The sequence below is a fragment of the Armatimonadota bacterium genome (genome assembly GCA_031459715.1).
Classification (GTDB): Bacteria; Sysuimicrobiota; Sysuimicrobiia; order Sysuimicrobiales; family Humicultoraceae; genus Humicultor; species Humicultor tengchongensis.
This window is the reverse complement of record JAVKIA010000055.1, coordinates 1-10840: the sequence shown is the minus strand read 5'-3', so window position 1 is coordinate 10840 and position 10840 is coordinate 1. Positions and strand designations below refer to the sequence as shown.

Sequence of the window (10840 nt, the reverse complement as noted above, 5' to 3'; positions counted from 1 at the left end):
CGGAGGCCATCAACTTTATGACGCGCTTCGGCCGCGGCCTGATATGCGTGCCCATGGCAGCCAGCCGTCTGGTGGAGCTGGACCTGCCGCTGATGGTAGACGTGAACACCTCGCGGCTGGGGACCGCCTTCACCGTGTCGGTGGACGTGCGGCACGGCACCACCACCGGGATCTCCGCCCACGACCGCGCCGCCACTGTGCGGGCCCTGGCCGACCCCGGCAGCCGGCGGGAGGACTTCCTCCGCCCGGGTCATGTCTTTCCCCTGCGGGCCATGGAGGGCGGGGTCCTGCGCCGGGCCGGGCACACCGAGGCCGCAGTGGATCTGGCCCGCCTCGCGGGGTTCGCCCCTGTGGGGGTGCTCTGCGAGGTCCTGGCAGACGACGGGCACATGGCCCGCCTGCCATACCTGGAAGTCTTCGCCGGCGAGCACGGCTTACGGATCATCTCCATCGCCGACCTCATCCGCTACCGCCTGCGGCGCGACCCCTTCGTCCGCCGCGAGGGCGAGACTCGCCTGCCCACGGTGCACGGGGAGTTCCGGGCCGTGGTCTACGAGAACACCCTGGACGGGGTGGGGCACCTGGCCCTGGTGAAGGGGGAGGTGGCCGGAGGGGACCCTGTGCTGGTGCGCATGCACTCGGAGTGCCTCACCGGCGAGGTCTTCGGCTCGCTGCGGTGCGACTGCGGCGAGCAGCTGCGTGCCGCCATGCAGATGGTGCAGCGCGCCGGCCGCGGCGTCATCGTGTACATCCGCCAGGAGGGACGGGGCATCGGTCTGACCAACAAGATCAAGGCCTACGCCCTGCAGGACGGCGGCAAGGATACCGTCGAGGCCAACGAGCTGCTGGGATTTCCCCCCGACCCGCGTGACTACGGCGTGGGCGCGCAGATTTTGGCGGACCTGGGCCTGCACCAGATCCGCCTCATCACCAACAACCCGCAGAAGCGTGCCGGGCTGGAGGGGTATGGGCTGGAGGTCACCGAGCGCATCCCCCTGGAGATGCCGCCCAACCAGGAGAACTACCGCTACCTGAAGACGAAGCGGCACAAGCTGGGGCACCTGCTCTCGATTGAGTGAGCGTGCCGGAGCGTGCTGCAGCCGTGAGTGAGGCCTCGGGACCGCGGGGAGCCACCTGGGAAGGGTCGAGGGACGCCGCCGGTCTGCGCTTTGCTATCGTGGTCAGCCGCTACAACCAGGGGATCACGGAGCAGCTGCTGCAGGGAGCAAAGGAGGTGCTGGCGGCTCGCCGTGCCGCCGTGGTGGACGTGGCCTGGGTGCCCGGCGCCTTCGAGATCCCCCTGGTGGCGCGGCGGCTGGCCTCTTCCCGCGCCTACGACGCGGTCATCGCCCTTGGGTGTGTGATCAAGGGCGAGACCGCGCACTTCGAGCACGTCAGCCGGGAGGCGGCCGCCGGCGTGGCCCGGGCGGGGTATGAGACCGGCGTGCCGGTGATCTTCCAGGTCCTCAGCGTGTACGATCCGGCCCAGGCCGCCGCCCGGGTCGCTGCCGAGCGGCACCGGGGGCGGGAGGCCGCCGAGAGCGCCATCGCCATGGCCACCCTGCTGCGCCGCCTCGACCAGGCCGGGCGGTGACGGCGAACCCCGTCACCCTCTTCACCGGACTGCGCACCTGCACCCTGGATCCGCAGTGCCCGGTCACAGACGCTCTGGCCGTGGCGGGGGAGTGGATCCTGGCCACCGGCCCGGCCGGCGAGCTGGCGGCGGCCTTCCCTCAGGCGCGGCGCATCGACCTCGGGGGACGGACGGTCCTGCCCGGCCTGATTGACTGCCACGTGCACCTCCTTGCCTACGGGTTGCTTGTGCGGAGGCTGGACCTGCGGCAGACGCGGTCCCTGGCCGAAGCGGTGCAGATGGTAGCGGCGGCTGCAGCCACAGCACCGCCGGGAACCTGGGTGCTGGGCGGAGGCTGGGACCGAAACCGCTGGGCGGAGGGACGGTGGCCCACGCGCGACGACCTGGATGCGGTCAGCATCGGTCGCCCCGTGGCCCTGACCAGCAAGGACGGACACCTCCTCTGGGTGAACTCCGCCGCCCTGGAGCGCGCCGGCATCGGGCCCCGGACGCCCGACCCTCCGGGCGGAGAGATTGTCCGTGACCCCACCGGCCGGCCCACCGGGCTGCTCAAGGAGGAGGCCCGCGTGTTGGTCCAGGCGGTGGTGGACCGGCCGGATCCGGCGATGTTGCGCGCGGCGCTCGAGGAGGCCACGGCCGCCGCGCACCGCCTGGGGCTGGTGGGCGTGCACAGCATGGCGCGCGACGGCCCATGGCCGGAGGCTCTGGGCCTGCTGCAGGACGCGCACCGTGAGCGGAGGCTGCGCCTGCGGGTGTGGATGACCATCCCGCTGGATCGCCTGGAGGACGCAGCGGCGCTGGGGGTGCGCACAGGTCTGGGCGACCACTGGCTGCGGGTGGGCGGGGTGAAGATCTACTCGGACGGGACGCTGGGCTCGCAGACGGCCAGCATGCTGGAGCCCTTCGAGGGGCAGCCCGGCAACAGGGGCATAGCCGTCCACAGCGCCGTGGCGCTGCAGGAGCTGGTGGGCCGCGCGGTGGCGGCGGGACTGTGGCCTACAGTCCACGCCATCGGCGACCGGGCCAACAGAGAGGTGCTGGAGGCCTTTGCCGCGCACCATCAGGCGGCGCGCCGATCGGGCGTGCGCTTCCGCCTGGAGCACGTGCAGCTCCTTCACCCCGACGACCTGCCCCGCCTGGCGCAGCTTCGCGTGGTGGCGTCCATGCAGCCTGTTCACTGCACCAGCGACCGCAACCTCGCCGACCGCTACTGGGGCGCCCGCAGCCGCACCGCCTACGCCTGGCGATCGTTGCGGCAGCAGGGGACCGTGCTGGCGTTTGGCTCGGACGCTCCGGTGGAGACCCTCGACCCCTGGCAGGGGCTGTACGCCGCGGTGACGCGGCGCCATCCTGGCGACCCGCGGCCCGCATGGTATCCCCAGGAGACGCTCTCTGTCCAGGAAGCGCTGCGCGCCTACACCGTGGGCGCGGCCTACGCGTCGGGCGAGGAGGCCATCAAGGGCACCCTGGCACCGGGACGCCTGGCCGACTTCATCGTGGTCGACCGGGACCTCCTGGCGGAGGCCGCGGCGGATCCGCAGGTCCTGCTGGAGACCCGTGTCCTGGCCACCGTGGTCGGGGGAACGCCTGTGCACAGTGCAGGCCCGCTCGCCGGTCTGGACAGCGACGCCTGAATTGTCCTACCCGGCGAGCAGGGGGCCGACGGGAAGGTGGAGCCCGGGGAGCACCGGCGCGCCGTCCACGGCCTCCTGGGCGGCGTACCGTGTCGCCCCGCTGCGCGTGTGCACGGTAACCGTCCGACTCTCCGGATCGACAACCCACACAGCCGCCGCCCCCGCGCGCAGGTAGTCGGCCACCTTCGCCGCCACCTCAGCGGGCCGGTCGTCCGGCGAGAGGACCTCCACCGCCAGATCCGGGGGTCCGAAGAAAAATCCCGCCGGGGGCGGTGAGGGGAGGCGGGACCTCAGGACCACGGCCACATCGGGCGCACGCACGGTCGGGGGGTCGGAAGAGAGGACAAATCCGGTCTCGGCCACAGTCACGCCGAGGTCTTGGGTGGTCACAAACTCGTGCAGGGTTCGCAGCAGTGCGGCCGTGATCGCTCCGTGACGGAAGCCCGGGGGAGCCATCTCTACAACTTGGCCACCGACCAGCTCCGCCCGGGGGAGGCGGTGCGCCAGGCGCCAGAACTCCTCCACAGAGACCACTGCCAGCGCCTCCGGTCCCATAGCCTCACTATAACACCGCCGTCAGGGACGAGCGCACGGCCGCTGCACCGGTTCACGGCCGCGCCTCTGGCAAGGTGATCGGCTGGCGGCGAGGATTTTCCAGTCCGCGGTGGTAGAATACACGAGCCGAGGATGTGACGATACCTGGCTCCGAGGAGGTGGATGGCGTTGTACAGGTATGAGGCCAAGAAGTTCCGTTCGTTTGAGGTGACGCTGGACGGGATCAGCAAGAAGACCATGGAGGAGCACTACAAGCTCTACCAGGGCTACGTGAACAAGGCCAACGAGATCCTGGAGAAACTGGCCGCCCTGGACAAGGATCCGGCCAAAGCCAACCCCACCTACTCCGACATCCGGGAGCTCAAGGTGGAGTACACGCGCGCCGTGGGCGGGGTGAAGAACCACGAGAACTACTTCTCCCTGCTGGGGGGCACCGGGGGGAAACCCTCGGGGAAGCTGGCCTCGCTGATCGAGCGGGATTTCGGCTCCTTCGAGGCCTGGCAGCAGGACCTCAAGGCGACCGGGATCGCCGCCCGCGGCTGGGCCTGGCTGGCCTACGACTGGGACAGCGGGCACCTCTTCAACTACATCGGGGACGAGCAGAATACGTTCCCCGTCTGGAATGCCAGCGTGCTCCTGGCCCTGGATGTCTTCGAGCACGCCTACTTCATCGACTTCGGCACGGCCAAGGCGGCGTACATCGACGCCTTCTTCCGCAACCTGGACTGGACGCTGCCCGAGCAGATTGCCCGGGATGTGCTGCCGGGGGAGAGGTAGGCCAGAGAAGGGTGGTACGTACGGGCGGCCCGCCGGGCCGCCCGTACCGCCGGGGGGGCGCGTCTCTTGAAATGAGGGCTAAACGTTCTCCCCAGGCGGAGCGTTACTCCTGGTAGGGGGTGTCGCTTGGATCAGGAGGACGCGGCGCTCGTCCAGGCCTTCCAGCGGGGTGAGGAGTCCGCCTTCACCGCCCTGGTGATCAAGTACCGGGAGACTCTTTACCGCCTCGCCCGGCGTCTCGTCGGCAGTCACGAGGACGGGGCGGACATCACCCAGGAGGTCTTCCTGCGGGCGTACCGCGCCCTGCCCCGATTCGACGGGCGGGCGCACCTGCGCACCTGGCTCTATCGGATTACGGTCAACCTCTGCCTGGACCATCAGGCCCGTCGTCGCCGCTTACTCTGGGCGGAGCTGGAGGAGAGCACGGCAGAGGCACCTCCACAGGTGGCGCCGGAGACGCGGGCGGAGGCTGCGGATACAGCTTCGGCCATCGTCCGGGCTGTGGCTGCCCTCCCTCCGCGGCAGCGGGCGATGGTGGCGCTGCGTCTGTACCAGGATCTCCCCTATGCGGAGATCGCCCGGGTCCTGGGGTGCTCCGAGGGGACGGTCAAGGCGACGATGTTTGCCGCCCTGCGCAGGCTGCGCGCTGCACTGGCGGCGGAGAGGAGCGAGCGGTCCTGATGCGCTGCCCGGAGGCGCGTGCCGCGCTGCTGGAGGTGACCACCGGCCGGACCCCACCGGACCTGCGCCGCGCGCTGGCCGCCCACCTGGCGGACTGCCCGCGGTGCCGCACGCTGGCCGTCGAGCTGGAGGAGACGGCGGCACGGCTGCGGGCGGTTCCCGTGCCGTCCCCCCCGGAGGGCTTCTGGCCGGACTTCATGCGCCAGCTGGAGGAGCGCATCCACAGACCGGAGAGGCAAGCCGACCGGTTGCGCCGCGCACTCCGCCCGCTCCTGCTGCCGGCAGCAGGAGCAGCCATGGCAGTGGCGCTGACCGTCTCCGCGGCGGCGCTGCGGCCTTCCCCTCCTGCGCCTTCCGCAGCGGAACAGATCGCCCCCTACGTCACCGACACCATGCGCTCCCAGCTCCCGCACCTGGACCAGGCCCTGCGCCTGTGGCAGTCCGGGCTGGAGGCACAGGAGGCGGGGTGGCAGCCGGAGCCCCTGGAGCCGCGCTGATGCGCCGCCGGCTCCTCCTTGCGGCCCTGCTGGTCACGTTGCTGACGCTTCCGGTCCTGGCGCAGGGGCCGTCGACCCTGGCGCCGGCGCGCATCGAGCGGATTATCGAGGCGCTGCTCATCTGGCGGTTGGTGGACGAGCTCGATCTCAGCGAGCAGCAGATTGCTCGCCTTTTTCCCCAGATCAAGGCGCTGAAACAGCTGCGCCTGGAGCTCGGACGGCGCAAGCGGGTGCTGGAAGGCGAGCTGCGTCGCGCGCTGGCGCGCCGGCCTCCCGATGAGGAGGCCATCAAGACCGCCGTGGCACAGCTGCAGGCGCTGCGCGAGGAGACGGAGCTGCGGCGGCAGCACATTCTGCGGCAGATTCAGGCCGCCCTCACCGTGGAACAGCAGGCACGCTTCGTCCTCATCGCCGAGCGATTCGAGGCGGAGACCCTCCGTCTGCTGGAGGAGGTACGCCGCCTGGTGGAGCAGCCGCCGCGTCAGTAGCGCGGGGCTCTATTGCCTCAGGTCTGCGGCCTCTCCTCCCGGGTCAGGTAGTCGGCCTTGCGGTAGGTCTCCCGCGCCCCGCAGTGCGGACAGGTGTGGTAGTTGGCCGCCAGTGTTCCCCGCTGGAACGAGCGCCGGTCCATGCGCCGGCCGGTGTCGAACTCCCGGCCGCAGCGTTTACAGGTCACCAGCAGGCGGAGCTTCCCCACGGCGCTGGATGTACGCTTCTACGTCACCGGCGCGCCACAGCCGCTTCTCCTCCCGGGCGAACAGCGGCGGCGGGAAGTCGGGACGGGCGGCGATGGTCCGGAGGAAGGTCTGAGGCGAGACCCCGAACCGCTCCGCCGCCTCCACCACGCTCAGCACGGCCTCTCCGGCGGCCACCAGGCGGCAGAGGTTGGCGATGTAGGAGTCGCTGGCGGCCGGACGGCGCAGGACGGACTCCAGGGCGGATCTGCCCTGTGGGTGGGAGTGCTTGATCAGGTTGCTGAAATGGCGCAGCTCCTCCGGGTACCCCCGGAGGTGCGGCAGCACCTGCGCATCTCGGGCGAAGGGGTCGCTGGCCATCGTCATCCCCTGCGGTGTCCCGGAGTCCCTGGCTGACCCTGGAGGTTCGCCGCAGCCCTGCTACCATCCTTGAGCCATCCGTCCCATCGCAGCGGCCAGGCCCTGTCCCTGCCCTCGACCTGTTGGGGGAGCCGGGCTGGGGGAAAAGGGGCAGGCCCGCGAAATTCCTTTCTGGGTAAGGAACATCCCGGCGGGAAACATCCTGGCAGGGAGCATCCCGACGAAGAACACGCTGCCATGGGACAGCCGCCGCTCGTCGTCATCAGCGAGCCCGTCCACGAGGCGGGCAGGCGCCTTCTGGCGGAGCACTGCCGGGTGGTCATGGCGCCCAACCCCTCGCCGGCCGCCCTGCGGCCGCTGCTGTGGGAGGCCTCCGCGCTCCTGGTGCGCCTGGCGGTGGTCTCTGCGGAGCTTGTGGCCGCAGCGCCGCACCTGCGGGTCATCGCCCGCCACGGGGTGGGAGTGGAACGCGACGCGGTGCCTTCGCCGTGCGCGACAGCCTGCGGGCGGTGGACCTGGAGGGCAAGGTCCTGGGGGTGGTCGGCCTGGGGCGCGTGAGCACGGCCGTCAGCCGCAAGGCAATGGCGGCGTTCGGCATGCGGGTCCTGGGCGATGACCCGTTCCTCCCCCCTGCGGAGATTAGGTCCCGGGGAGCCCAGCCCGTGGACGACCTCCTCTCCCTCCTCCGGGAGGCGGACGTGGTCACGCTCCATGTGCCGCTGACGCCCCAGACACGCAGGCTCATCGGCGAGCGAGAGCTGGCCGCGATGAAGCCCACCTCACTGTTCATCAACACCGCCCGCGGAGCGGTCGTGGATGAGGCGGCCCTGGCGCGGGCGCTACATCAGGGTCGCCTGGGGGGAGCCGCGCTGGATGTGTTCGAACAGGAACCGCCCGACCTGGGTAACCTCCTCTTCTCCGCACCCAACCTGGTGGTGACGCCTCACTCGGCCGCCCTGACCGCAGAGTGCGCCGCGCGCATGACCGTCCATGCCGCGCAGGGTATTCTGGATGTGCTGGCGGGACGACGTCCCGCTGCCGTGGTCAACCCGGAGGTTTTCTCCACGTAGCGCCATGTCCTTCCTCAATCCGCAGGACGCTGAGACCATCCGTCGCCGCTTCGCCGCCGACCTGGAAGCCCCGGTCCGCCTGGTGCTCTTCCTGCCCGCCACCGGCGGCCTGGCGCTGCCCGGCGAGGACTGGCAGGCCAGCGAGTACACCCGGCAGATCCTGCGGGAGGTGGCCGAACTCTCCGAGCGGGTTGAGGTGGAGGAATACGGGCTGCTCTCGCACGCCGAGGCGGCGCAGTGGTACGGGGTGCGGGAGGCGCCGGCCATCGTCTTCCTGGGGAAAGAGGACTACGGCGTCCGCTACCTGGGTATGCCCGCGGGATACGAGTTTGTCACGCTGCTGGAGGTGATTATGGCGGTCTCGCGCGGGCGGGGGGAGGTAACTGAGGCCACCCGCCGCGTCCTGGCTCGCCTGACCGGGGACGCCCACCTGCGGGTCTTTGTCACGCCCACCTGACCCCACTGCCCCCGCGCGGCCAGGCTGGCCGCGCACCTGGCGGTAGAGAGCCCCCGGGTCACCGCGGACATCATCGAGGCCACGGAGTTCCCGGAACTGGCCCGGCGCTTCAACGTCTATGCGGTACCCAAGACGGTGATTAACGAGACGCACGAGGTGACAGGTGCGGTGCCGGAGTCGCACCTGGTCGCGGCGCTGGCACAGGCGGTGGGAACATCGGTGGAGGTACCGGAGGGCGGGGAGGAGGGAGAGCGATGATCGAGATCGTGAGGGCACATCGCCAGTATGCCGCGGTCCCCGAGCGGCCGGAGTACTTTTCGGGGACGGTGCGGCTGCAGTACCTGACCCGGCCGGCCAACCCCGGAAAGGTGGAACTGATCGCGGTCTTCTTCCAGGCTGGGGCGCGCACCATCCCCCACATCCACTCCACCGACCAGGCGCTGTACGTGGTGGAGGGTGAGGGGGTTGTGGCCACGGAGGGCGAGCGCCGCCTCATCCGATCCGGTGACATCGCCGTCATTCCCGCCAACGCCTGGCACTGGCACGGCGCCACCCGCACCAGCGCCATGGCGCACATCTCCATGCGTCCCGCGGGGCCAAGTAACTGGCAGGTGGAGAAGCGCGACTGGGACCAGTACTGACCTTGGAAGGCATTTCTTGGATAGACTTCCGGCCCGGTCCGTCCGGGTGAATCGCGGACGCAGGTCTACGGGCCCCCGGCGCGGTCGCGGCGGCAGAGGCCCTGCCGGTTAACGGGCCGGAGGCGAAAAGGCCTGCTCGCTCTCCGCCCTGCGCCGTCGGGCGATGGCCGCTCCCAGCGGGGTAAGGGTGTAGCGCACCTGCCCAGTGCCCTGCTGGAAGTTCAAGAGCCCGTGCAGCCTGCCGTGCCAGCAGCCGCGGGCGACCTGCAGGTCGTCGAGCCCGGTGAGGGCGGTGATCTCCGCGTGGGTCAGGGCCTGGCGGAACCCGGCCTGCTGCTCCAGCAGGGCCACGACGATGCGCTCCGCCCACTCGTTGATCAGGCTGCTGGGCATCCCGGGGACGGCCACCGCGCGGTCCTCCTCGACAGCGGGAGCATGCCCGGCTTGCCGAGCGCCTAGACCTGCGCGCGGCTTGTTTGGATGGCGTCGAATGGCGGTGCTCACGGGTGGCCTCCGGTGGAGCTCTCCCTTCTCGCTGTCAGTAGCGGATCGCCAGAGCCACGCCCAGCAGGAAGCTGGCTGCGCCGGCCAGCAGGACCACCAACTCCACCCAGTAGCCACGCCGCTCGTCCTCCCGGCGCATCAACCGCGTCATCACCTGCTCCGGGGGGACAAACATCCGCTCACGGATAGATACAGGTTCCGCCTTCATTCGGAACCCCCCTGGCGACGGTGCTCTTCAGACTGTGCCCGCAGAGTGCCGGTAGGTCGGGGATTTATGTCTTTTCCCGTCGATTTCCTGCTGCATCGTCCGAATTTGACAGAATTTCTGTCACTAAGGCTTGCTCCCACAAGCGAGGAGGAGGGGGTTCGTGCTGGTGAGGGCGGAAATCGGGCTCCCGACAGAAGGAAGGCCAGGAGGGTGAAGCGAAGGGCTGGCCGGCCGATATCCTGCGTTGAGCTTGTGGCCAGGCAGGCGGGGGCGAGGAAGATACGAAGACTCCCGGGGCGTCCCCGGACCTGCTGCTCAGCGGATCTCGCGGGTGGGGCGGGATGCGTCGCAGCGCACTGCTTGGGGAACTCCTGACCGAGGCGGGGGCGGTCACGCCGGCCGCCCTCTCCCGGGCACTGGAGCAGCAGCGGCACACCGGGGAGCGGCTCGGCGAGGTGGTCATCTCCCTGGGCCTGGCCGCGCCGGAGGAGGTGGCCACCGCCCTGGCCCGGCAGCTCGGGCTGGAGTTCGTCCGCCCATCCGACCTGCTCCTCCCCCGCGAGGTGCTGGCCCTGGTGCCCGAGGACCTGGCCCGCCGGCACCGCGTTGTCCCCATTCGCCGCGACCACCACGGGCTGGTTCTGGGCATGGTTGACCCCCTGGATGTGATTGCCATCGACGACGTCCGCCGGGCCACCGGGCTGGCCGTCAGGCCGGCGGTGATCACCGCGGACGACTTCTTCCGCGCCCTGGGGCAGTACGGCACGCCGGCCAGTTCCGTGGAGCGGATCCTGGGCGAACTCAGCGCCGCCCCGGCGGTGGTGGAGGAGGAGTCGGTGGAGTCCCTGCGCCTGGTGGCCGAGCAGGCACCGGTGGTCCGCCTGGTGGACCAGGTGATCCGGCAGGCCGTGCGGCGCCACGCCAGTGACATCCACATCGAGCCCCAGGAGGACCGGCTGCGCATTCGCTACCGGGTGGATGGGGTGCTCTATGCGGTCATGTCGCCGCCGCGCCACGTCCACGCGGCGCTGATCTCCCGCATCAAGATCATGGCCCGCCTGAACATCGCCGAACGGCGCCTGCCCCAGGACGGCCGCCTGGCCATGCGCATCGACGACCGGGAGATTGACGTGCGCGTCTCCACCATCCCCACCATCTGGGGGGAGA

17 protein-coding genes and 1 pseudogene are annotated in these 10840 nt (G+C 70.4%); 13 read left to right on the top strand and 5 right to left on the bottom strand.

The window, feature by feature from the left end; translation table 11 throughout:
- From QN152_13235 to QN152_13225, 3 genes are all read left to right on the top strand, one after another.
- A partial coding sequence (locus QN152_13235; protein ID MDR7540469.1) for a bifunctional 3,4-dihydroxy-2-butanone-4-phosphate synthase/GTP cyclohydrolase II occupies positions 1-1079 on the top strand: 1079 nt, incomplete at its 5' end.
- A 23-nt stretch (positions 1080-1102) separates the two neighbouring features.
- Complete coding sequence (ribH, locus tag QN152_13230) at positions 1103-1594, top strand: 6,7-dimethyl-8-ribityllumazine synthase (protein ID MDR7540468.1); 492 nt, start codon at positions 1103-1105, stop codon at positions 1592-1594.
- Positions 1591-3228, top strand: a complete 1638-nt coding sequence (locus QN152_13225; GenBank protein MDR7540467.1) for an amidohydrolase — start codon at positions 1591-1593, stop codon at positions 3226-3228. Before ribH ends, QN152_13225 begins: the two co-directional genes overlap by 4 nt.
- 6 nt (positions 3229-3234) lie before the next feature.
- Here the strand turns inward: QN152_13225 and QN152_13220 are convergent, their stop codons facing one another.
- Entirely contained in the window at positions 3235-3783 is a 549-nt protein-coding gene (locus QN152_13220; protein MDR7540466.1) for a Uma2 family endonuclease, read from the bottom strand.
- A 162-nt stretch (positions 3784-3945) separates the two neighbouring features.
- Here QN152_13220 and QN152_13215 point away from each other — a divergent pair, with 162 nt between their 5' ends.
- From QN152_13215 to QN152_13200, 4 genes are all read left to right on the top strand, one after another.
- Positions 3946-4560, top strand: coding sequence for a Fe-Mn family superoxide dismutase (locus QN152_13215; protein MDR7540465.1), 615 nt, complete (start codon positions 3946-3948; stop codon positions 4558-4560).
- A 126-nt stretch (positions 4561-4686) separates the two neighbouring features.
- Positions 4687-5241 (top strand): RNA polymerase sigma factor, encoded by a 555-nt coding sequence (locus tag QN152_13210; GenBank protein MDR7540464.1) that lies wholly within the window; start codon positions 4687-4689, stop codon positions 5239-5241.
- A complete protein-coding gene (locus QN152_13205) occupies positions 5241-5738 on the top strand; it encodes a hypothetical protein (GenBank protein ID MDR7540463.1) in 498 nt (165 codons plus the stop codon). The genes QN152_13210 and QN152_13205 overlap by 1 nt, the downstream gene beginning before the upstream one ends.
- Positions 5738-6226 carry a hypothetical protein gene (locus QN152_13200; GenBank protein MDR7540462.1) on the top strand — a complete coding sequence of 163 codons (489 nt, stop codon included), beginning with the start codon at positions 5738-5740 and terminating at the stop codon, positions 6224-6226. The genes QN152_13205 and QN152_13200 overlap by 1 nt, the downstream gene beginning before the upstream one ends.
- Before the next feature lie 17 nt (positions 6227-6243).
- On the opposite strand, the gene QN152_13195 is transcribed toward QN152_13200, so the two are convergent.
- The gene (locus QN152_13195; protein ID MDR7540461.1) at positions 6244-6414 is read right to left on the bottom strand and encodes a hypothetical protein; all 171 of its coding nucleotides are present in this window, start codon (positions 6412-6414) and stop codon (positions 6244-6246) included.
- Positions 6404-6799, bottom strand: coding sequence for a hypothetical protein (locus QN152_13190; GenBank protein MDR7540460.1), 396 nt, complete (start codon positions 6797-6799; stop codon positions 6404-6406). Before QN152_13190 ends, QN152_13195 begins: the two co-directional genes overlap by 11 nt.
- A gap of 231 nt (positions 6800-7030) precedes the next feature.
- On the opposite strand from QN152_13190, the gene QN152_13185 reads away from it, so the two are divergent.
- From QN152_13185 to QN152_13165, 5 genes and pseudogenes are all read left to right on the top strand, one after another.
- Entirely contained in the window at positions 7031-7351 is a 321-nt protein-coding gene (locus QN152_13185) for a hypothetical protein (protein ID MDR7540459.1), read from the top strand.
- The gene (locus QN152_13180) at positions 7282-7863 is read left to right on the top strand and encodes an NAD(P)-dependent oxidoreductase (protein MDR7540458.1); all 582 of its coding nucleotides are present in this window, start codon (positions 7282-7284) and stop codon (positions 7861-7863) included. The genes QN152_13185 and QN152_13180 overlap by 70 nt, the downstream gene beginning before the upstream one ends.
- A 4-nt stretch (positions 7864-7867) precedes the next feature.
- Entirely contained in the window at positions 7868-8320 is a 453-nt protein-coding gene (locus QN152_13175) for a hypothetical protein (GenBank protein ID MDR7540457.1), read from the top strand.
- 12 nt (positions 8321-8332) lie between these two features.
- Positions 8333-8578: pseudogene (locus tag QN152_13170) on the top strand (thioredoxin family protein).
- The gene (locus QN152_13165; GenBank protein MDR7540456.1) at positions 8575-8961 is read left to right on the top strand and encodes a cupin domain-containing protein; all 387 of its coding nucleotides are present in this window, start codon (positions 8575-8577) and stop codon (positions 8959-8961) included. Before QN152_13170 ends, QN152_13165 begins: the two are co-directional and overlap by 4 nt.
- A 108-nt stretch (positions 8962-9069) precedes the next feature.
- On the opposite strand, the gene QN152_13160 is transcribed toward QN152_13165, so the two are convergent.
- Together QN152_13160 and QN152_13155 are read right to left on the bottom strand one after the other, a co-directional pair.
- Positions 9070-9369: a hypothetical protein gene (locus QN152_13160; GenBank protein MDR7540455.1), complete on the bottom strand. Its 300-nt coding sequence runs from the start codon at positions 9367-9369 to the stop codon at positions 9070-9072.
- A 130-nt stretch (positions 9370-9499) separates the two neighbouring features.
- On the bottom strand, positions 9500-9673 hold the full coding sequence (locus QN152_13155) for a hypothetical protein (protein ID MDR7540454.1): 174 nt from the start codon (positions 9671-9673) through the stop codon (positions 9500-9502).
- A gap of 341 nt (positions 9674-10014) precedes the next feature.
- Between QN152_13155 and QN152_13150 the strand changes: the two genes are divergently transcribed.
- Positions 10015-10840 (top strand): ATPase, T2SS/T4P/T4SS family (locus QN152_13150; protein MDR7540453.1); only part of this gene is annotated, 826 nt, incomplete at its 3' end.

Excerpts from the sequence above, each read along its gene's own strand:
- QN152_13220 (MDR7540466.1), bottom strand. The coding sequence starts at position 3,783 with ATGGGACCGGAGGCGCTGGCAGTGGTCTCTGTGGAGGAGTTCTGGCGC.
- QN152_13215 (MDR7540465.1), top strand. The coding sequence starts at position 3,946 with ATGGCGTTGTACAGGTATGAGGCCAAGAAGTTCCGTTCGTTTGAGGTG.
- QN152_13205 (MDR7540463.1), top strand. The coding sequence starts at position 5,241 with ATGCGCTGCCCGGAGGCGCGTGCCGCGCTGCTGGAGGTGACCACCGGC.
- QN152_13200 (MDR7540462.1), top strand. The coding sequence starts at position 5,738 with ATGCGCCGCCGGCTCCTCCTTGCGGCCCTGCTGGTCACGTTGCTGACG.
- QN152_13190 (MDR7540460.1), bottom strand. The coding sequence starts at position 6,799 with ATGACGATGGCCAGCGACCCCTTCGCCCGAGATGCGCAGGTGCTGCCG.
- QN152_13185 (MDR7540459.1), top strand. The coding sequence starts at position 7,031 with ATGGGACAGCCGCCGCTCGTCGTCATCAGCGAGCCCGTCCACGAGGCG.
- QN152_13175 (MDR7540457.1), top strand. The coding sequence starts at position 7,868 with ATGTCCTTCCTCAATCCGCAGGACGCTGAGACCATCCGTCGCCGCTTC.
- QN152_13165 (MDR7540456.1), top strand. The coding sequence starts at position 8,575 with ATGATCGAGATCGTGAGGGCACATCGCCAGTATGCCGCGGTCCCCGAG.
- QN152_13155 (MDR7540454.1), bottom strand. The coding sequence starts at position 9,673 with ATGAAGGCGGAACCTGTATCTATCCGTGAGCGGATGTTTGTCCCCCCG.